The 19,367-nt window shown below is 66.0% G+C and carries 17 protein-coding genes; 8 read left to right on the top strand and 9 right to left on the bottom strand.

The genetic code is table 11. The annotated features are described in order from the left end of the window. The first annotated feature begins 176 nt into the window (after nt 1-176). From JO391_RS07850 to JO391_RS07835, 4 genes are all read left to right on the top strand, one after another. Nucleotides 177-1,427: an MFS transporter gene (locus JO391_RS07850; protein ID WP_220663906.1), complete on the top strand. Its 1,251-nt coding sequence runs from the start codon at nt 177-179 to the stop codon at nt 1,425-1,427. Nucleotides 1,428-1,484: 57 nt separating this feature from the next. Next, nucleotides 1,485-2,054, top strand: a complete 570-nt coding sequence (locus tag JO391_RS07845) for a DUF924 family protein (RefSeq protein ID WP_220663905.1) — start codon at nt 1,485-1,487, stop codon at nt 2,052-2,054. A 96-nt stretch (nt 2,055-2,150) separates the two neighbouring features. Then, nucleotides 2,151-3,548, top strand: coding sequence for a dihydrolipoyl dehydrogenase (gene lpdA / locus JO391_RS07840; RefSeq protein WP_220663904.1), 1,398 nt, complete (start codon nt 2,151-2,153; stop codon nt 3,546-3,548). Nucleotides 3,549-3,643: 95 nt separating this feature from the next. Next, nucleotides 3,644-4,804 (top strand): MFS transporter, encoded by a 1,161-nt coding sequence (locus JO391_RS07835; RefSeq protein WP_220663903.1) that lies wholly within the window; start codon nt 3,644-3,646, stop codon nt 4,802-4,804. Here the strand turns inward: JO391_RS07835 and JO391_RS07830 are convergent. Further along, nucleotides 4,794-5,156 carry a rhodanese-like domain-containing protein gene (locus JO391_RS07830; protein WP_220663902.1) on the bottom strand — a complete coding sequence of 121 codons (363 nt, stop codon included), beginning with the start codon at nt 5,154-5,156 and terminating at the stop codon, nt 4,794-4,796. The two genes, JO391_RS07835 and JO391_RS07830, sit on opposite strands and share 11 nt — an antisense overlap. 224 nt (nt 5,157-5,380) lie before the next feature. Between JO391_RS07830 and uvrA the strand changes: the two genes are divergently transcribed. After that, the gene (uvrA, locus tag JO391_RS07825; RefSeq protein ID WP_220664487.1) at nt 5,381-8,239 is read left to right on the top strand and encodes an excinuclease ABC subunit UvrA; all 2,859 of its coding nucleotides are present in this window, start codon (nt 5,381-5,383) and stop codon (nt 8,237-8,239) included. Further along, nucleotides 8,236-9,234 carry an Lnb N-terminal periplasmic domain-containing protein gene (locus JO391_RS07820; protein WP_220663901.1) on the top strand — a complete coding sequence of 333 codons (999 nt, stop codon included), beginning with the start codon at nt 8,236-8,238 and terminating at the stop codon, nt 9,232-9,234. Before uvrA ends, JO391_RS07820 begins: the two co-directional genes overlap by 4 nt. Before the next feature lie 127 nt (nt 9,235-9,361). Here JO391_RS07820 and JO391_RS07815 read toward each other — a convergent pair whose 3' ends face one another. Further along, entirely contained in the window at nt 9,362-9,631 is a 270-nt protein-coding gene (locus JO391_RS07815; RefSeq protein WP_220663900.1) for a hypothetical protein, read from the bottom strand. Between the two features lie 223 nt (nt 9,632-9,854). Then, on the bottom strand, nt 9,855-12,608 hold the full coding sequence (gene acnA, locus JO391_RS07810) for an aconitate hydratase AcnA (protein WP_220663899.1): 2,754 nt from the start codon (nt 12,606-12,608) through the stop codon (nt 9,855-9,857). Nucleotides 12,609-12,868: 260 nt separating this feature from the next. Between acnA and JO391_RS07805 the strand changes: the two genes are divergently transcribed. Continuing rightward, on the top strand, nt 12,869-13,564 hold the full coding sequence (locus JO391_RS07805) for a DUF1223 domain-containing protein (RefSeq protein WP_220663897.1): 696 nt from the start codon (nt 12,869-12,871) through the stop codon (nt 13,562-13,564). Here the strand turns inward: JO391_RS07805 and JO391_RS07800 are convergent. From JO391_RS07800 to purB, 6 genes are all read right to left on the bottom strand, one after another. Beyond that, nucleotides 13,561-14,484, bottom strand: coding sequence for a lysophospholipid acyltransferase family protein (locus JO391_RS07800; protein ID WP_220663895.1), 924 nt, complete (start codon nt 14,482-14,484; stop codon nt 13,561-13,563). The two genes, JO391_RS07805 and JO391_RS07800, sit on opposite strands and share 4 nt — an antisense overlap. Before the next feature lies 1 nt (nt 14,485). Beyond that, nucleotides 14,486-15,367, bottom strand: coding sequence for a DMT family transporter (locus JO391_RS07795; protein WP_220663893.1), 882 nt, complete (start codon nt 15,365-15,367; stop codon nt 14,486-14,488). 236 nt (nt 15,368-15,603) lie between these two features. After that, nucleotides 15,604-16,695, bottom strand: a complete 1,092-nt coding sequence (locus JO391_RS07790) for a flagellar motor switch protein FliG (protein WP_220663891.1) — start codon at nt 16,693-16,695, stop codon at nt 15,604-15,606. 62 nt (nt 16,696-16,757) lie between these two features. Continuing rightward, nucleotides 16,758-16,922, bottom strand: a complete 165-nt coding sequence (locus tag JO391_RS07785) for an adenylosuccinate lyase (RefSeq protein WP_220663889.1) — start codon at nt 16,920-16,922, stop codon at nt 16,758-16,760. Between the two features lie 36 nt (nt 16,923-16,958). After that, the gene (locus JO391_RS07780) at nt 16,959-17,510 is read right to left on the bottom strand and encodes a tetratricopeptide repeat protein (protein WP_220663887.1); all 552 of its coding nucleotides are present in this window, start codon (nt 17,508-17,510) and stop codon (nt 16,959-16,961) included. A 96-nt stretch (nt 17,511-17,606) separates the two neighbouring features. Beyond that, nucleotides 17,607-18,914, bottom strand: coding sequence for an adenylosuccinate lyase (gene purB / locus JO391_RS07775; RefSeq protein ID WP_220663885.1), 1,308 nt, complete (start codon nt 18,912-18,914; stop codon nt 17,607-17,609). Between the two features lie 67 nt (nt 18,915-18,981). On the opposite strand from purB, the gene JO391_RS07770 reads away from it, so the two are divergent. Then, nucleotides 18,982-19,317, top strand: coding sequence for a hypothetical protein (locus JO391_RS07770; protein ID WP_220663883.1), 336 nt, complete (start codon nt 18,982-18,984; stop codon nt 19,315-19,317). The last annotated feature ends 50 nt before the right edge of the window (nt 19,318-19,367 follow it).

The following is a 19,367-nucleotide window of genomic DNA, read 5'->3' as shown; positions in this document are numbered from 1 at the left end:
CGTCACGGCAAATGTTAAGTCCAAGTTAACGCGGCTCCGCAAGATATTGATATCATTGGCATGAGGCAAGCGTCCGAGCTCGGACGCCTCTGCCGGGGCCGGGCGATGGCCCGTCGGATTCCGGCTGTCCGAATCCCCGGCCCCGGCTAGGATCGCCCCAGCCAAGGAGACCCCCGATGCTTCGCACCCTCGCCGCCACCTGGCCCCTCCTCCTCGGTCTCATGCTCCTCATGGTGGGCAACGGCGTCCAGGGCTCCCTCCTCGGCATCCGGGGCGCGCTGGAGGGTTTCTCGACCTTCCACCTCTCCGTGGTCATGTCGGCCTACTTCGCCGGCTTCCTCGGCGGCTCCCGCCTCGCCCCCCGCCTGATCCGCCGCGTCGGCCACGTCCGTGTCTTCGCGGCCCTCGGTTCCATGATCTCGGCCATCCTCGTCCTCTATCCCCTGGCGCTGGACTGGGTCGCCTGGTCCGCCCTCCGGGTCGTCATCGGCTTCTGTTTCGCGGGCATCTACGTGACCACCGAAAGCTGGCTCAATGCCATGGCCACCAACGAGACCCGCGGCCAGGCCCTGTCGGCCTACATGATCGTCCAGATGCTGGGCATCATCGCGAGCCAGGTCCTCTTCGGCTTCGGCGACCCCGAGGGCTTCGCCCTGTTCATCATCCCCTCCGTCCTCGTCTCGCTCGCCTTCATGCCGCTCCTCCTCGCCGACCTTCCGGCGCCCGAGTTCGAGGACACCCGCCCCATGCCCTTCCGCCGCCTCTTCCGCATCTCCCCCCTCGGCTGCGCCGGGATGCTGCTGACCGGCGGCATCTTCTCGGCCATGTTCGGCATGGCCTCGGTCTGGGGCGCGATGCGGGCACTGACCGTGGGCCAGATCGCGGGCTATGTGGGGGCGCTCTACGTGGGCGGGCTCCTGTTCCAGTATCCCGTGGGCTGGCTCTCCGACCGCATCGACCGCCGCCAGCTGGTTCTGGCCCTCTCGACTCTCGGCGCGCTGACCATGCTGGCCGCCTTCGCGGTCAAGCTGCCCTATCCCGCGCTCCTGGTCGTGGCCGCGATCCTGGGCGGCATGATCAACCCGCTCTATTCCCTGCTCATCGCACACACCAACGATTTCCTCGGCCGCGAGGAAATGGCAGCCGCCTCTTCGGGGATGCTGTTCCTCAACGGCTTCGGCGCGGTGTTCGGCCCGCTGGTCGCCGGCTGGGTCATGCATGTGGTGGGCTCTGCCGGCTACTTCCTCTTCATCGGTCTTCTCTTCGCGGCCCTTGCCGCCTACACCGCCTGGCGGATGCGCCGGCGGGTCGGCCCATCCGAGACCGGCGGCTACGCCGGGCTTGCACCCCTTGCCCAAAGCGTGGCTGTCGAGGCGGTGCTGGACCAGCAGGCCCGTCCCGCGCAGCCGTCGGATAAAGCCGCCTGACCGTTGCCCCGGGCGTCTTTCCCTGCCACGGTGAAAGGACGATTGCAGGAGTACGGCATGTCTGGACCGATCGAAGTGTTGGACTTCTGGCTGGGCGAGATTGGCCCGAAGGGATGGTACGCCGGCGGAGAGGAGATCGACGGGCAGTGCCGCGACCGCTTCCAGGAGGTCTGGCAGGCGGCGCATGAGGGGCACCTGGACCACTGGGTCGATGGCCCGGCAGGCACATTGGCCTATCTTGTCGTGACCGATCAGTTTCCGCGCAACATACATCGTGGTTCGGCCCTTGCCTTCGCCACCGATGCGCGGGCCCGCACGGCGGCCCGGCGGGCGGTTGAGGAGGGCTGGGACCTGCTGGTGCCCGAACCGGAGCGGCAGTTCTTCTACCTTCCGTTCGAGCATTCCGAGGCGCTGGCCGACCAGGGCATTTGCGTCGCTCTCATGGAGGAGCGGCTTCCATCAGAGCCCGACAACCTGCTGCACGCCCGTGCGCACCGCGAGATCATCGCTCGCTTTGGCCGGTTCCCTTTTCGCAACGCGGCCCTTGGCCGCGAAAGCAGCCCCGCGGAAGAGGCCTTCATGGCGGAAGGGGGTTACATGGCGGTTGTGCGAGCGCTAACATCATGAGCCATGCGCCCGGTGCAAGGCGCTGCGGCGCAGCGTGCGTTGCTTGGGCTTTTGGGATAGTTTAAGGGTAAACCAGTTTCGCCGAGGGAGGGAAGCATGGCTGCCAGGGAATTCGACGTCGTGGTGATCGGAGCGGGGCCGGGCGGCTATGTTGCCGCAATCCGGGCCGCGCAACTGGGCAAGAACGTCGCCATCGTCGAGCGCGAGCATCTGGGCGGCATCTGCCTGAACTGGGGCTGCATCCCGACCAAGGCACTGTTGCGCAGTGCCGAAGTCTTTCACCTGATGCACCGCGCCAAGGAATTCGGTCTGAAGGCTGACGGCATCGGCTATGACCTTCCCGCGGTCGTCGCCCGGTCGCGGACAGTGGCCAAGCAGCTGTCTTCCGGCATCGGCCACCTGATGAAGAAGAACAAGGTCACCGTGGTGATGGGCGAGGCCACGCTGCCCGCGAAGGGCCGCGTCAGCGTCAAGACCGACAAGGGCACCGAGGAGTTGACCGCCCCGGGGATCATCCTGGCGACAGGCGCGCGGGCGCGCGAACTGCCGGGGCTGGAGGCGGACGGCGATCTGGTCTGGTCCTACAAGCACGCGCTGGTGGCCAAACGGATGCCGAAGAAGCTTCTGGTCATCGGGTCAGGCGCAATCGGCATCGAATTCGCCAGCTTCTTCAATACGCTCGGTGCGGATGTCACGGTTGTCGAGGTGATGGATCGCATCCTGCCGGTGGAAGATGCCGAGATCTCGGCCTTCGCAAAGAAGAGCTTCGCCAAGCAGGGTATGAAAATCCTGGAGAAGGCGGCGGTCAAGAAGCTGGACCGCAAGCCGGGCGTAGGGGTGACGGCCCATATCGAATCGAACGGCAAGGTCGAGACGATGGAGTTCGACACGGTCATCTCGGCCGTGGGGATCGTCGGCAATGTCGAGAACCTGGGTCTGGAAACGCTTGGCGTGAAGATCGACCGGACCCATGTGGTGACCGACGAATACTGCCGGACCGGCGTTGAGGGGCTTTACGCCATCGGCGACATTGCCGGGGCGCCCTGGCTTGCCCACAAGGCCAGCCATGAAGGTGTGATGGTGGCCGAGCTCATCGCGGGCCGGCATCCGCACCCGATCAAGCCCAACTCCATCGCGGGCTGCACCTATTGCCATCCGCAGGTGGCGAGTGTCGGCCTGACTGAGGCCAAGGCCAAGGAAGCCGGCTATACCGTGAAGGTCGGGCGCTTCCCCTTCATCGGCAACGGCAAGGCGATTGCCATGGGCGAGGCCGAGGGCCTTGTGAAGACCGTTTTCGATGCCAAGACCGGCGAGCTTCTGGGCGCACACATGATCGGCGCGGAAGTGACCGAAATGATCCAAGGCTACGTCATCGGCCGCACGCTGGAAACGACCGAGGCTGAACTGATGGAAACGGTCTTCCCGCATCCCACGATGTCCGAGATGATGCACGAAGCCGTACTGGACGCTTACGGCCGGGCATTGCATATCTGACGCGCCGGCATCCGACAGAAAGCCTGGGCAGGGGTGTTGCACGGTGCTCGTGCGACGGTGTGCTGGCGTACCTAGACGAAGGTGAAGAGGCTTTCATGCGCGCGGCCTTGACCGTTATGGCGATCTGGGCTGCCGGTCTGGGTGCGGCGGCGCAGTTCGGCAAGATTTCCGTTCTGTATGATGTGCTTGGGGCTGCCTATCCCGACCAAGCCGGGGTGGGTATTGCGCTTATGGTCTCCGTCGTGGGCATGGTGGGGCTGGTCTTCGGCACCACCGCCGGCATCCTGGTGACCCGCATCGGGCCGCGCCGGGCCATGCTTGCGGCTTTGGTGCTCGGCGCGGCGGTCAGCGTGGTTCAGTCGTGGTTTCCGCCCTTTGGCGTGATGATGGCAAGCCGCGTGCTTGAGGGTGTTTCGCATCTGGCCATCGTAGTGGTAGGCCCCACGGCGATTGCCGCTGTTGCGCCTCCGGCGCGGCAGGGGCTGGCGTTGTCGCTGTGGTCCACCTTCTTTGGGCTGACCTACGCCGTACTCTTCGCGGTTGCCCCGCCGCTGGTTGGGGCTGCGGGGCCTTCGGCGCTGTTCCTGGCCCATGCGGGCTGGATGCTGGCGATGGCTGTCATCCTGGCGGTGCTGATGCCGCGCGATCCGGCGAAGGCTCCGCCTGTGCCTGGTGGCTGGCTGCGCCGGCACATGGAAATCTACGCCTCGCCCCGTATCGCGGCGCCGGCGACAGGCTTTGTCTGCTATACGGTCACCTATGTCGCGCTGCTGACGCTGTTGCCTGGCGCTGTCAGCGAAGGCTGGGGCCAGGCCGTCGGCGTTGCGATGCCGCTGGTCTCGATTGCCGTTTCGCTCAGCCTGGGTGTCTGGCTGTTGGGCCGCATGTCGGCCGTCCGCGTGGTGCAGACGGGATTTGCAGCGGCTCTGGTCGGCGGTTTGGCCCTGGTTCTGGGCTGGGGCGTGGGTTGGGCGGAACTTACGGGGGCATTGATGCTGGCTGGGGCGCTTGGTCTGGTTCAGGGGGCAAGTTTCGCCGCGATTGCGCAACTGAACACCTCTGACGCCGACCGGGCAGGGGCGTCGGGGGCAATTGCCCAGCTTGGCAACCTTGGCACCACCACCGGCACGCCGCTTCTGGCATTCCTGCTCGTCAAGGCGGGTTTGACCGGCCTTGGCCTTTTCATCCTCGGCTTTTCCGCCCTTGGCATCGCCATCCACGCGGTGCAGGCGCGGCGCCGTGCGGTCAGCGGCTGACTGCCCCGCCGCCCTTCACCCAATCCCCCAGGCCGCCAAGGTTGTAGACCTCGCCATAGCCAAGGCGCTGCAGCAGCTGCGCGGCCATGCCCGACCTTGCGCCCGAAGCGCAGTAAAGCGCCACGGCCTTCGACGGGTCGAGTCGCTTGTCGTGGTCCGGATGCCTCGGGTCGGCCCGCATCGACAGAAGCGCCACGGGGATGTTGATCGCACCCTTCGCCATGCCCGAGGCGCGAACCTCGCCGGTCTCTCGGACATCCACAATGACAAGATCTCCCCGCGACAGACGGTCTGCGGCATCCTTGACGGTCAGGCGGGCAGCCGGGGCAGAGGGGCGGAGAAAGTTGAACATCGAAGGGTTCCTCGGACAAGCTGGGTTGTGCCGGCAATATATGCGAAAAGCAGAATATGTAAAGAGTGCTCGCCCCGCATTGACCGCCCCGGAATCCGGGCGACCGGCACAGTCACCGACGTATCGGCGGGCGACATCGGACAATGTTCACCCCTTGTTCACTATTTTCGGTTGGAGACTCGCCACGGATGACCTATCTCTTGTGCGCTGACCGGGGGCGCAACATGGCCGAACAGAAGTTCATCGAGGTGCGCGGCGCGCGCGAACACAATCTGAAAGGCGTGGACCTCGACATCCCGCGCGACCAGTTCGTGGTGATCACCGGCCTCTCGGGATCGGGCAAGTCCTCGTTGGCTTTCGATACGATCTATGCGGAAGGCCAGCGCCGGTATGTCGAATCGCTTTCCGCCTATGCCCGCCAGTTCCTGGACATGATGGGCAAGCCGGATGTGGACCATATCAGCGGCCTAAGCCCGGCCATTTCCATCGAACAGAAGACCACCTCGAAGAACCCGCGCTCGACCGTCGGCACGGTAACCGAGATTTATGACTATCTGCGCCTGCTGTTCGCCCGCGTCGGCACGCCCTATTCCCCGGCTACGGGCCTGCCGATCGAGGCGATGCAGGTGCAAGACATGGTGGATGCGGTGATGCGGATGGCGGAAGGCACGCGCGCCTATCTGCTGGCGCCCATCGTCCGCGACCGCAAGGGCGAGTACAAGAAGGAATTCCTGGAACTGCGCAAGCAGGGCTTCCAGCGCGTCAAGGTGAACGGCGCCTTCCATGATCTGGACGACCCGCCCATTCTGGACAAGAAGTTCCGCCACAACATCGACGTGGTGGTCGACCGCATCGTCGTCCGAGAGGGGCTGGAAACGCGGCTGGCCGACAGTTTCCGCACGGCGCTGAACCTGGCTGACGGCATCGCGATCATCGAAACCGCGCCTTCGGAGGGGGAAGGCGAGCGCATCACCTATTCCGAGAACTTCGCCTGCCCGGTGTCCGGCTTCACCATCCCCGAGATCGAGCCGCGCCTGTTCTCGTTCAACGCTCCTTTCGGCGCTTGCCCTGCCTGCGACGGCCTTGGGGTAGAGTTGTTCTTCGATGAACGGCTGGTCGTCCCCGACCAGAACCTGACCCTGTTGCAAGGCGCCATCGCGCCGTGGTCGAAGTCGAAAAGCCCCTACTTCACCCAGACGGTCGAGGCGCTGGCCAAGCACTATGGCTTCGACAAGAAGAAGAAGTGGAAGGACCTGCCCGAAGAGGTGCAGCACCTCTTCCTCTATGGCTCCAAGGGGCAGGAGATCGAGTTCCGTTATGACGAGGGTGGTCGGATCTACCAGGTCAGCCGCGTTTTCGAAGGCGTCATTCCCAACATGGAACGCCGCTACCGCGAGACCGATAGTGCATGGTCGCGCGAGGAGATGGAGCGGTATCAGAACAACCGCGCCTGCGGCACCTGCCATGGCTACCGCCTGAAGCCCGAAGCGCTGGCGGTCAAGATCGCCGGGCTGCACATCGGCCAAGTGGTCCAGATGTCCATCAAGGAGGCTTATGCCTGGGTCGGTACGGTGCCCGAAAGCCTGACCAACCAGAAGAACGAAATCGCGCGCGCCATCCTGAAGGAGATCGGCGAGCGCCTTGGATTCCTTGTGAATGTTGGCCTCGACTACCTGACAATGGCGCGCGCCGCCGGCACGCTTTCAGGTGGCGAAAGCCAGAGAATCCGCTTGGCCAGCCAGATCGGATCGGGCTTGACCGGAGTTTTGTACGTGTTGGACGAACCCTCGATCGGCCTTCACCAGCGCGACAATGACCGGCTTCTGACCACGTTGAAGAACCTGCGCGACCAGGGCAATTCGGTTCTGGTGGTGGAACATGACGAAGATGCCATCCGTGAGGCGGACTACGTCTTCGACATGGGCCCCGGCGCCGGTGTGCATGGCGGACAGGTCGTGGCCAAGGGCACGCCTGCAGAAATCGCCGCCGACCCGGCCAGCCTGACCGGCCAGTATCTTTCGGGCACCCGCCAGATCGTCGTTCCGCGAGAACGGCGTAAGGGAAGCGGGAAAAAGCTCACGGTGGTAAAGGCTTCAGGGAACAACCTGAAGAATGTGACAGCGGATTTCCCTTTGGGCAAGTTCGTCTGCGTCACGGGCGTCTCCGGCGGTGGCAAGTCCACGCTGACCATCGAGACACTGTTCAAGACTGCCGCGATGCGGCTCAATGGCGCTCATGAGACGCCGGCGCCCTGCGAAACGATCAAGGGGTTCGAGCATCTCGACAAGGTCATCGACATCGACCAAAGGCCCATCGGGCGGACTCCACGTTCAAATCCGGCCACTTACACCGGGGCCTTCACGCCGATCCGCGACTGGTTCGCCGGTCTGCCCGAAGCCAAGGCGCGCGGCTATCAGCCGGGTCGCTTCAGCTTCAACGTGAAGGGCGGTCGCTGCGAGGCGTGCCAGGGTGACGGCGTCATCAAGATCGAAATGCACTTCCTGCCGGATGTCTATGTGACCTGCGAAACCTGCAAGGGCCACCGCTACAATCGCGAGACTCTCGAAATCAGGTTCAAAGGCAAGAGCATAGCGGATGTTCTTGAGATGACTTGTGAAGATGCGCAGGACTTCTTCGCCGCCGTGCCCGCGATCCGCGAGAAGATGGATGCGCTGTGTCAAGTGGGTCTTGGTTACATCAAGGTCGGCCAGCAGGCCACCACGCTTTCGGGCGGCGAGGCGCAGCGGGTGAAGCTTTCGAAGGAGTTGTCGCGCCGTGCGACGGGGCGGACACTGTACATCCTGGACGAGCCGACCACCGGCCTGCATTTCGAGGACGTGCGCAAGCTTCTGGAGGTGCTGCACGAACTGGTGGAGCAGGGCAATACGGTGGTGGTGATCGAGCACAACCTTGATGTCATCAAGACTGCGGACTGGATCATCGACATTGGACCCGAAGGCGGCGATGGCGGGGGCGAGATCGTGGCCACCGGGACGCCCGAGGAAGTGGCGACGAATGAGCGCAGCCATACCGGACGTTACCTGAAGGACATGCTGAAGCCACGGCGGGTGGCGGCGGAATGATCGCGGCCACCTTCCGGCTTTTCATGGTGCTGGTCGGCGCGCTTGCGGCCGGGGTCACTCTGTTCTGGTTCTGGCTTGCGGTGGGGGTTCATCTCGACGGCTGGACGCTGCGTGTGGCGCAGCTGACGATCGGGGCGGCGGGCTTTGCCGCGCTGGCCTTTGTCGCGGGGCTGCGTTGGCAGCGGCTGGTGGCCCTGTCGATTGCGGGCATCCTGCTCGGGCAGTTGTGGTGGGCCTTCGTGCCGGTTCCCCATGAAGCGGACTGGGCGCCGGAGCTGGCGCATGGGGTGACGGCGACCGAGAATGCCGATGGGACCATCACGCTGGAGAATGTGCGGAACTTCAGCTGGACCTCGGAGGAGGACTTCGTTCCGCGTTGGGAGGCGCGGACGGTCGATCCGCGGAAGGTCGTGTCGGTGGATGTGTTCACGTCGGTCTGGGGCAATCCGCTGATCGCCCATACCATGCTGTCCTTCGGGTTCGAGGACGGGCAGCACGTGGCTTTCTCCAGCGAGATCCGGCGCCGGGAGGGGCAGGTCTATTCCACGCTTGGCGGCTTTGTTCGGGAGTTTCCGCTGATCCTGATCGCGGCCGACGAGAGGGACGTGATCCACGTGAGGACCGACGTGCGGCGGGAGACGGTGTCGCTTTATCCTCTGACGCTGGAGCCGGCGCAGAAGGAGGCGTTGTTCCGGGGGTTCGTGGATTTTGGCAACGGGCTGGCCGAGCAGCCTCAGTGGTACAATACCCTGACCGAGAACTGTACCACGGTGCCGTTCCGGATCGTGCGGCATCTGGGGGACCGGATTCCGCTGGACTGGCGGATCATCCTGTCGGGCAAGCTGTGGGAGTACCTGCATGACCGGGGGGTGCTGGCGCCGGGTCTGACGCCGGCCGAGATCCAGGAGAGGGCGCGGCTGCCGGTGTTCGGGCCCTTGCCGGCCACTGGGGTGGAATACTCGGCGGCGATCCGAAAGCCCTGGGACGGGCAATAGCGTCCGAGCTCGGACGCTTCATCGGATCGAACGATATCAATAACTTGCGTGACCACTTTAACTTGGACTTAACGCTTTGCCAAGGTTGCGGAGAAGCCTGGGCGCAGGCTTCGCAACCGCGCCTGGCCTATTCGGCCGGTTCGTGCGGAATGTGGACCAGATGGTCCAGCGTTTCGGTCGATTTGCCGCGATAGGACCAGGAGATCAGCGCCTCGTTGCCGTGGAGCGCCACGATGACGCCGGCGACATGGCCGCAGGTGGTTGCCACGTCATCGCCGACGTGGAAGGGGCCGTCGTCATGCGGCACGTCCTGAACATGATCTGCGCCTTCCTGTTGCCGGAAGGCCTCGAGCGAACGGGCGATGCTGTCATGGGGGACAGGGATTTTGGCTGTCATATGCGCCTCCTTTGCGATGTCCGCCGCACCGGCGCCGCCGTCGCGGCGGGTGGCGGGACTGGAACGATCCGAAGGGCGGACGGGGCGCCGCCTATGCGGAACGCAGCACCAGACTGCGCCGAGCGGGTCGCGGCGCCTTGATCTGCGTCAAGGAGGCGGGAGTTGACGTGACGTCAAGGGTGCGAAGGCCCCGGCAGGATTGCCGGGGCCTGGGGCGCAGGGATCAGGAAGCGGCGAGGTTGCGCAGAACGTAGTGCAGCACGCCGCCGTTTTCGACGTATTCGATCTCGATGGCCGTATCGATGCGGCACTTGATCTGGATCGTCTTCTTCGAGCCATCGGCATAGGTGATGGTGCAGGGCACCAGCGACAAGGGCTTCAGGTCGCCTTCCAGCCCTTCGATCGTCACCGTCTCGTCGCCCTTGAGGCCAAGGGTCTTGCGGTTTTCACCGGGCAGGAACTCGAACGGGATGACGCCCATGCCGACGAGGTTCGACCGGTGGATACGTTCGAAGCTCTCGGCGATGACCGCCTTGACCCCCAGAAGGGCCGTGCCCTTGGCCGCCCAGTCGCGCGAGGAGCCGGCGCCGTATTCGACCCCGCCAAAGATCACCAGCGGCGTGCCCTGGGCCTGATAGGCCATCGAGGCATCGAAAATCGAGGTCTGCTGGCCATCCGGTCCCTTGGTGTAGCCGCCTTCGACACCATCCAGCATCTCGTTCTTGATGCGGATGTTGGCGAAGGTGCCGCGCATCATCACTTCGTGGTTGCCGCGGCGGGCGCCATAGGAGTTGAAGTCGCGGGGCGCGACCTGACGTTCGGTCAGATACTTGCCGGCGGGGGTGGTGGGCTTGAACGATCCCGCGGGCGAGATGTGGTCGGTGGTGATCATGTCACCCAGCACCGCGAGGATGCGGGCATCCTTCACGTCCGAAATCTTGCCGGCGGTCTTGGCCATGCCGCGGAAGTAGGGCGGGTTCTGGATATAGGTGGAAGTCGGCGGCCAGTCATAGGTCTGGCTGTCCGTGGTTTCGACCGCCTGCCAGCGGGCATCGCCCTTGAACACGTCGGCGTATTTCTTCTGGAAGGCGGCGCGGGTGACGGTCGCCTCCACCAGTTCCGCGACTTCCTGGTTGGTCGGCCAGATGTCCTTCAGGTAGACCGGCTTGCCGTCCTTTGACGTGCCGATGGGGTCCTTGGTCAGGTTGATGTTCACGTCGCCCGCGATCGCATAGGCCACGACGAGCGGCGGCGAGGCCAGGTAGTTGGCGCGCACATCCGGAGAAATGCGGCCTTCGAAGTTGCGGTTGCCCGACAGCACGGCGGTGGCAACAAGGTCGTTGTCATTGATCGCCTTGGAGATCGCCGGATCGCCGAGCGGGCCCGAGTTGCCGATGCAGGTGGTGCAGCCGAAGCCGGCAAGGTTGAAGCCGAGGGCATCCAGGTCTTCCTGCAGGCCGGCAGCGTTGAGGTATTCCTCGACCACCTGGGATCCGGGGGCGAGCGAGGTCTTGACCCAGGGCTTGCGGGTGAGGCCGAGCGCGCGCGCCTTGCGGGCCACGAGGCCGGCGCCGATCATCACATAGGGGTTCGAGGTGTTGGTGCAGGAGGTGATGGCCGCGATCACCACCGAGCCGTCGCGGATGGTGAAGTCCTTGCCCTCGACCGGGGCGGATTTGCGGGCATCCTGATCGGCGGTTATGACGCCGCCGCCTTCTTCGGCCATGTCCTGCGCCGCGACGCTGGCATCCATGCCGCGATACTCGGCGACCGTCTTGTAGAAGGCACGGGCGGCGAGGTTCAGCGGCGTGTAGTCCTGCGGGCGTTTCGGGCCCGAGATCGCCGGCACGATGTCGCCCATGTCGAGGTGCAGCGTGTCGGTGTAGACGGGTTCGTAATCGTCCCCGCGCCACATGCCGTTGGCCTTGGCATAGGCTTCGACCAGGGCGATACGCGATTCTTCGCGGCCGGTGTTGCGCAGGTAGCGCAGGGTTTCATTGTCGATGGGGAAGAAGCCGCAGGTCGCGCCGTATTCGGGGGCCATGTTGGCGATGGTGGCGCGGTCTGCGAGCGGCAGGTGGTCGAGGCCCGGCCCGTAGAATTCCACGAACTTGTTGACCACGCCCTTCTTGCGCAGCATCTGCACGACCTTGAGCACGAGGTCGGTGGCGGTGGTGCCTTCCATCATGCGGCCGGTGAGCTTGAAGCCCACGACTTCCGGGATGAGCATGGAGACGGGCTGGCCCAGCATCGCGGCCTCGGCCTCGATGCCGCCGACGCCCCAACCGAGGACGGCGAGGCCGTTGACCATGGTGGTGTGGCTGTCGGTGCCGACGAGGGTATCCGGGTAGGCGACCATCTCGCCGTTCTGGTCGGTGTCGGTCCAGACGGTCTGGGCCAGGTATTCCAGGTTGACCTGGTGGCAGATGCCGGTGCCGGGGGGCACGACGCGGAAGTTGTTGAACGCCTTCTGGCCCCATTTCAGGAAGACATAACGCTCGATGTTGCGTTCGTATTCGCGCTCCACGTTCAGCTGGAAGGCGCGGGGGGTGCCGAATTCGTCGATCATCACCGAGTGGTCGATGACCAGATCGACCGGGTTCAGCGGGTTGATCTTCTGCGCATCGCCGCCAAGGCCGATGATGCCGTCGCGCATGGCGGCGAGGTCCACCACGGCGGGGACGCCGGTGAAGTCCTGCATGAGCACGCGGGCGGGGCGGTAGGCGATTTCGATGGGGTTCTTGCCGCCCATCTTGGCCCAGTCGGCGAAGGCCCTGATGTCATCGACGGTGACGGTCTTGCCATCCTCGAAGCGCAGCATGTTTTCCAGCACGACCTTCAGCGAGGCCGGGAGCTTCGAGAAATCGCCGAGCCCCGCGGCTTCGGCGGCGGGGATGGAATAATAGGCGACAGTCTGGCCGCCCGCAGACAAGGTCTTGCGGGTCTTGGCGCTGTCATGTCCGACGGTGACGGTCATGCGGGGCTCCTCTGGCGTGGCTTGCGGCGACGGTTTGGCGTGCCGGATTTTCCGCAGTGCAGCATGGTGTGCGAATGGGGAATCGGCAAGCTCTGGCGCCAATGTATGCAATTGTATGCCGAAACGCCAGTGCGGCATTCGTGCAAGTGCGCGCCGCGTTGTCGCGGGGACACGGGGGGCGAGGCTCGCAAAACCTTGATTGGCGGGCGGGCTTCGGGCGTTGGTAGAACGAGGCAGCCTTGGGGAACGGGACTGACCAGATGAAGGATGTGATCGGCGCAGCCTGTGGGCTGTGGATCGGGCTTGCGCTAGCGGCCCAGGCACAGTCGCCCGTTGTGGTGGAGCTGTTCACCTCGCAGGGGTGTTCCTCCTGTCCGCCGGCGGATGCCTTCATGGAGCGGCTGGTCGAGGATCCGGGCGTGATCGCGCTGTCGCTGCATGTGGATTACTGGGATTACATCGGTTGGGCCGATGCTTTTGCCAAGCCCCAGTTCACTGAGCGGCAGAAGGCCTATGCCCGTGCGGTGGGCAGCCGGATGATCTATACGCCGCAGATCGTGGTGGGGGGGCTGGACCGGGTGGAGGGCAGCCAGCCCGCCGTGGTGGAGGGGCTGGTGCAGAAGCACAACGCCGTTGCGCAGCCGGTGACGCTGGCGGCGACGCGGACGGGCAACCGGCTGGTGGTGCGGGCCGAAGCGGCGGCGCCGCTGGCGGGGCCGGCGCGGGTGCAGCTGGTGCGCTATCTGCCCGAGAAGACGGTGACCATCGAGCGGGGCGAGAATGCCGGCAAGACGGTGACCTATCGCAACATCGTGACAAGCTGGACGGTGCTGGGAGAGTGGGACGGTGCCGCCCCCTATGAGGTCGAGGCCGAGGTGGCGGGGCCCGAGCGGGCGGCGGTGATCGTGCAGGCGGCGGGGCCGGCGGGGGTGCTGGCGGCGGCGCGGGCGGATTAGCCTGCGGCTTCGCGGGCGAGGCGCTGGTCGTCGGATTTCCAGCGGCGCTGGCCCCAGAACCACTGGCCGGGATGGCGGCGGACCATGGCTTCGAGGCTGTCGTTCAGGGCCTGGGTCATGGCTTCGGGGGTGGTGTGGGGGATCGGGTCCTCGACCACCAGATCGAAGCTGAGGCCGTCTTCGCGGCGCAGGCCATAGACCGGGACCACGAGGCAATCGTATTTCAGCGCGAGTTCGGCGGCGGAAAGCGCGGTGAGCGCGGGGCGGCCGAAGAAGCGCAGTTCGGCGCCCTGTTTCAGGTGCCAGTCCACCAGCATCCCTGCCATGCCGCCGGATTTGAGGTGCTTGACCAATCCGCCCGTGCCGCGGCGGCCGCGGGGGAAGACCGGGCTGCCGAAGACCGAGATCAGGCGGCGGTAGCGGTCGTGGATCAGGGGGTTCAAGGGCGGCTGGTAGATGCCGCCGACCTGGATCCCGCGCGAGGCGAGATGGGCGCGCGGCACGTCGTAGCTGCCGAAATGGCCCGAGACGAGGATGACGGGCCGGCCCGCGGCGTGGGCGGCCAGGACGGCGTCGAGGCCCGCGCCTGTCACGCGCGCCTTGGCGGCCTGGGCCAGGAAGTCGCGGCCCGAGGCCAGTTCCACCATGGTGCGGCCCGTGTTGTCGGAGACTTCGTGCACCAGGCGGCCGATCTCGTGTTCGGAGAGGTCCGGCAGGCTGCGGGTGAGGTTCTGGCGGATCAGGGCGGGGATGCGAAAGAGCGGTGAGCCGACGCGGGCCGAGAGCCAGCCGCCAAGGCGCACGCGGCTGCGGTAGGGCAGGAGGAGAAGGCCCGCCAGAAGGGTGGCGAGGATGCCATAGGCGAGCCGGTCCCGAAGGGTGGGCGGCGCATCCTCGTCGCGGGGCTTGCGGCGCGCCATGTCAGGCCGCCGCCGGAACGGTTCGCGCCTCGGACCGCCACAGGAGGATGCCGGCCGAGACGATCAGACCGGCGCCGAGGATCGTGGTGATATCCGGGAATTCGCCGAAGAACAGGATGCCCCAAAGCGTGGCGAAGACCGTGCCGGCATAGCCGAAGGGGGCCAGCACCATCGCCTCGGCCTGCGAGAAGGCGCGGATGATGCAGAGCTGGGCCGCGGTGCCAAGCGCGCCGAGCACCAGGAAAAGGCCAAGGTCGGCCAGTGCGATCGGCTGCCAGTACCAGGGCAGGGCCAGGCTGGCGAGCGCGGTGGCGATCAGCGCGCCGAGGAGCATCGGTGTCCAGGCGGGTTCGCGCGGGCCGATGGCGCGGGTGAGAAGCGCGTTGATGGCATAGGAGGCGGCCGAGGCCAGCGGCAGGAGTGCCGCCCAGGTGAAGACCTCGGCGCCGGGGCGCACCACGACCAGCGCGCCAAGCGCCGCCAGCATTACGCAGAAGAGGCGGGCGGGCCCAAGCCTTTCGCCCAGGAAGACGGCGGCGCCAAGGGTGATGAGCACGGGGTTCACGTCGCCCAATGCCGTCGCCTCGGCCAGGCCGATGTGGTTGAGGCTGGCAAAGAAGAAGAAGGTGGATCCGATGGCCGTCAGGGCGCGGAAGAAGTGCATCGCCGGATAGCGGGTGCGGGCGTAGGTCACGGCGCGGCCGCGCAAGAGGAGCATCACGATGACAAGCTGGCCGACAAACCGTGCCCAGACCACAAGCGGCGCCGGATACCGCGCGACAAGGCCCTTTGCCGCCGCATCCATCGCGGTGAAGAGCACGACAGCGAGGAGGAGCAGCAGGATGCCACGGGTGGTTGGCGAAAGGGCGGCGAAGCGGGTCATGATGGGGCGCGACCCTAGGGGCGAGCCGGGGCAAGGGCAAGGCAGGCTTTGCCCCGTGTCCGGGACTTCGCCGGCGGATGATCAGGCGGCGCGCGGCCTTCGGGCCGCGCAAGACCTGTCTCTCCGCCGCGGCCAGAGCCGCGGCGGAGCCTGGGGGGCGTTCCGCCCCCGGCCCCGGCTTTGGCCGGGTCCTCCCCCCGAGGATATTTGAGAACAGAAGAAGGGGATTTTCGCCCCTAGTCCTCGTCCCGGCGCAGGACGAGTTCGCCCGCGCCCTCCAGCTGGCGAATGACCATGACGACGGCATTCGTCGCCTCTTCGCCCTCGCGCTCCTTGACGCGGCCACGGGCGGCCATTTCCTCGCGCAGTGCCTCGGCCAGGCGCTGCGAGATGTTTTCGAGGATGAAGTCGGCCACCGGCGCAAGATCGGGCTGGCGCTGCGCCCAGGCAACCGCGGTCACGGTCGTGAGCTGGTCAAGCTGGCGCAAAACCTTGGGCACATCGCGCGGCAGGAGCCGTTCGGGGATATGGCCGAAGGTGAAGAGCGCGCGGCGCACCTGTTCGGCGAAATCGGTGTCGGCTTCGGCCAGGCCCTTCAACACCTCATCCCGGGTCTGGGCCGGGGAGACATTCAGGATGGCGCCGACCCGTTCGACGGGGCCGGTTTCGAAGGCGCGGGGCGGGATGGCATCGAGCTGGGCCACCAGCGAGGCGCCGATGCGGCGCACGGTTTCGGGATCGACATTGCCGGTCATCGACACGGCATAGGCCACGCGGCGGGCGCGGTCGCCGGGCAGTTTGCCCAGAAGCTCGGCCGCCTTGGGGACGGGCAGCTTGGACAGCATGACCGCGGCGATTTCGGTGCTTTCCGCCTCGATCACCGGAAGCAGGCGGTCGGTGGCAAGGTTGGTGAGCCGGTCCCAGGGATCGGCCTTGGACGAGGCCCCGGCGAGGCGGCGCAGGCGGTTGGCGGCGGTGGTGCTGATATGGCCATCCATCATGCCAAGCGCGCCTTCGATCCCGCCAGGGAAGGCAAGGCCGACCTGTTCCAACTCATTCAGGAATTCGTCGACCACGGCGCCAAGGGTGATGCGATCGACCAGACGCATCTGGCCGATCTGTTCGGCAAGGGCAGCCTGCATGTGTTCTGGCAATGTGGCCAGCGGCAGGGTGGCCCCTTCGGCCAGCAGGAGCCGCACGATGACGGCGGCCTTTTCGCGAGGCGAAAGAAGGCGGGGGCCCCCCGGCGATGGGGGCGCCGGAGGGAAAGGACGCGCAGCCGGGGCTGGAGCGATGCGCGCAAGTTGGATGCCGGTTTCCGCGTTCATCTGGACCCCCTGATTCCCGATGCGGAAAGACTGGGGCCGCGCAGGTTAACCGGCGCTGAAGCCTAGCTGGTCGTCTTCATGCAGGTGCCGGTTTCCGCGTTCCACACCTGGTCGGCGGGGCAGGCCGAGGCGCTTTCCTGCTTGACCTCGTGGCCCGAGCACATGGCGAAAGCGAAGCCGGGCGCCAGGGTCAGGGCGAGGGCGGCAAGGGTCAGGCGTTTTTTCATCGTCGTCCTCCTTCGGGTTGGTCGGTATCGGGTTGTTCAGAAGCTGTAGGTGACGCCGGTGGCAATGGCCGTGGCCAGCGCCTGTTCGGCCCAGGTGCCCGCGCCGCCGCGGGCGCGGATTTCGTCGAGCTGCAGGCTGGCAAGCTGCACCTCGTTCATCTCGACCAGCATCTGGCCGAAATAGCTGCGGGCGAGGATGTTGTCGGGGTTCTGTTTCAGCGCGGCCTCATAGGCGGCGAGGCCGCCTTCCAGGTTGCCGGACTTGCGCAGGGCAAAGCCGCGATAGGTGAGCACGCGGTCAGTGTCCCCCTCGGTCATGGTGGCGAGGACGGCGAGCGCATCATCGGGGCGGCCGGCCCAGGCGAGTTCGCGCACGGCGCGGAAGCGGGTGTCGTCGTCGAGGCGCGAATCCTCGGGCATGGTGCAGGCCTTGAGCTTGTCGCTCCAGACCTGGCCCTTGGGGCAGACGGTGGTGGTTTGCGTCTGGGTCGGCGGGCTGCTGTCATCGGAGCCCACGGCGAAGGCGCCGGCGGGCAGAATGGCGAGGACGGCGGCGAGAAGCGGGTGGCGGAAGCGGGCAAGCTGCATCTGATCCTCCTGTCTGATGGGAGGGTAGCACGATTGACGCCGCGGCAAGGGGGGAATCATCCGTGACCGGACCATGGTCCGATCACGGATATGCGATCAGCTTTCGCCGAAGACCCGGGCGAAGATGCGGTCCACGTTCTTGGTGTGGTAGCCCAAGTCGAACTTTTCCTCGATCTCGGCGGGGGAGAGGGCGGCGGTGACTTCCGGATCGGCCAGAAGCTCGGACTTGAAGTCGGCGCCCTGTTCCCAGACCTTCATCGCGTTGCGCTGGACGAGGCGGTAGGCATCCTCGCGGCTGACGCCGGCCTGGGTGAGGGCGAGCAGCACGCGCTGGCTCATCACCAGGCCGCGGAACTTGTTCATGTTCCGCATCATGTTTTCGGGGTAAACCACGAGCCTTTCGATGACATTCGCCAGCCGGTGCAGGGCGAAATCCAGCGTGACCGTGGCATCGGGACCGATGGCGCGTTCGACCGAGGAATGGCTGATGTCGCGTTCGTGCCAGAGCGCCACGTTTTCGAGCGCCGGGGTGACGGCAGAGCGGACGAGACGCGCGAGGCCGGTGAGGTTTTCCGTCAGCACGGGGTTGCGCTTGTGCGGCATGGCCGAAGAGCCCTTCTGGCCGGGGGAGAAGTATTCCTCGGCCTCCAGCACCTCGGTGCGCTGCATGTGGCGGATTTCGGTGGCGATGTTCTCGATGCTGGAGGCGATGACGCCAAGCGTGGCGAAGAACATGGCGTGGCGGTCGCGCGGGATGACCTGGGTGGAGATGGGTTCGGGGGTCAGGCCCATCTGGGCGCAGACATGTTCCTCGACCGCGGGGTCGATGTTGGCGAAGGTGCCGACCGCGCCGGAGATGGCGCCGGTTGCGATTTCCGCGCGCGCGTTCACCAGGCGGGCGCGGCCGCGCGCCATTTCGGCGTGGAAACGGGCGAAGGTGAGGCCCATCGTGGTGGGTTCGGCGTGGATGCCGTGGCTGCGGCCGATGCGGACGGTGTCCTTGTGTTCGAAGGCGCGGGCCTTCAAGGCGGCCAGAACGCGGTCCATGCCGATGAGCAGCAGGTCGGCGGCGCGGGCGAGCTGGACGCTGAAGGTGGTGTCCAGCACATCCGACGAGGTCATGCCCTGGTGGACGAAGCGGGCCTGGTCGGGGCCGATCAGTTCGGCCAGGTGGGTGAGGAAGGCGATGACGTCGTGCTTGGTCACGGCCTCGATCTCGTCGATGCGGGCGACGTCGAAGGTCATGTTGCGGGCCTTCCAGACGGCCTCGGCGTTTTCCTTGGGGATGACGCCAAGTGCGGCCTGCGCGTCGCAGGCATGGGCCTCGATCTCGAACCAGATGCGGAACTTCGTTTCGGGCGACCAGATCGCCACCATCTCGGGGCGGGAGTAACGCGGGATCATGGCGGCGTCCTTCTGCTGGCTTGGGCTCGCGCCAGCCCTTAGAAGGCTTGGGGGAAGGGTGCAAGGGATGGCTGCGGCAATGCGGTGGGTCTGGGCGGCGACACTGGGGCTGGCGGGCGCGGCGATGGCGCAGGAGGCCCTGCAGGGCGAGGCGTTGGCAGCGGCCTTCGCGGCGCGGACCATCGTTGTGGAGGGTGTGACGATGGGCTTCCGGCAGGATGGCACGCTGCTCGTGGAGACGGGGGGCGGGGCGGCCCAATGGGGAAGCTGGCGGGTCGAGGGCGACCGGCTCTGCTGGCAGGCGGGCGGGCCGGAGGACTGCGGGACCGTTCGGGTGGACCGGGCGCATCTGTGGCTGACGGGACCGGGCGGGGTGCGCGAAGGGGTTTACGTGGACCTCTGAAACCCGTTTGCGGCCCGCGCGTTCCATGCCAGTCTGGCGCCACGACGGAT

Origin of the sequence: Neotabrizicola shimadae (genome assembly GCF_019623905.1) — a bacterium.
GTDB lineage: Bacteria > Pseudomonadota > Alphaproteobacteria > Rhodobacterales > Rhodobacteraceae > Neotabrizicola > Neotabrizicola shimadae.
The sequence above is the reverse complement of the archived record's forward strand: the minus strand, read 5'-3'. Positions and strand labels throughout refer to the sequence as shown.

Coding starts and splice junctions, on each gene's coding strand:
- JO391_RS07850 (WP_220663906.1), top strand. CDS start 177: ATGCTTCGCACCCTCGCCGCCACCTGGCCCCTCCTCCTCGGTCTCATG.
- JO391_RS07845 (WP_220663905.1), top strand. CDS start 1,485: ATGTCTGGACCGATCGAAGTGTTGGACTTCTGGCTGGGCGAGATTGGC.
- lpdA (WP_220663904.1), top strand. CDS start 2,151: ATGGCTGCCAGGGAATTCGACGTCGTGGTGATCGGAGCGGGGCCGGGC.
- JO391_RS07835 (WP_220663903.1), top strand. CDS start 3,644: ATGCGCGCGGCCTTGACCGTTATGGCGATCTGGGCTGCCGGTCTGGGT.
- JO391_RS07830 (WP_220663902.1), bottom strand. CDS start 5,156: ATGTTCAACTTTCTCCGCCCCTCTGCCCCGGCTGCCCGCCTGACCGTC.
- uvrA (WP_220664487.1), top strand. CDS start 5,381: ATGGCCGAACAGAAGTTCATCGAGGTGCGCGGCGCGCGCGAACACAAT.
- JO391_RS07820 (WP_220663901.1), top strand. CDS start 8,236: ATGATCGCGGCCACCTTCCGGCTTTTCATGGTGCTGGTCGGCGCGCTT.
- JO391_RS07815 (WP_220663900.1), bottom strand. CDS start 9,631: ATGACAGCCAAAATCCCTGTCCCCCATGACAGCATCGCCCGTTCGCTC.
- acnA (WP_220663899.1), bottom strand. CDS start 12,608: ATGACCGTCACCGTCGGACATGACAGCGCCAAGACCCGCAAGACCTTG.
- JO391_RS07805 (WP_220663897.1), top strand. CDS start 12,869: ATGAAGGATGTGATCGGCGCAGCCTGTGGGCTGTGGATCGGGCTTGCG.
- JO391_RS07800 (WP_220663895.1), bottom strand. CDS start 14,484: ATGGCGCGCCGCAAGCCCCGCGACGAGGATGCGCCGCCCACCCTTCGG.
- JO391_RS07795 (WP_220663893.1), bottom strand. CDS start 15,367: ATGACCCGCTTCGCCGCCCTTTCGCCAACCACCCGTGGCATCCTGCTG.
- JO391_RS07790 (WP_220663891.1), bottom strand. CDS start 16,695: ATGAACGCGGAAACCGGCATCCAACTTGCGCGCATCGCTCCAGCCCCG.
- JO391_RS07785 (WP_220663889.1), bottom strand. CDS start 16,922: ATGAAAAAACGCCTGACCCTTGCCGCCCTCGCCCTGACCCTGGCGCCC.
- JO391_RS07780 (WP_220663887.1), bottom strand. CDS start 17,510: ATGCAGCTTGCCCGCTTCCGCCACCCGCTTCTCGCCGCCGTCCTCGCC.
- purB (WP_220663885.1), bottom strand. CDS start 18,914: ATGATCCCGCGTTACTCCCGCCCCGAGATGGTGGCGATCTGGTCGCCC.
- JO391_RS07770 (WP_220663883.1), top strand. CDS start 18,982: ATGGCTGCGGCAATGCGGTGGGTCTGGGCGGCGACACTGGGGCTGGCG.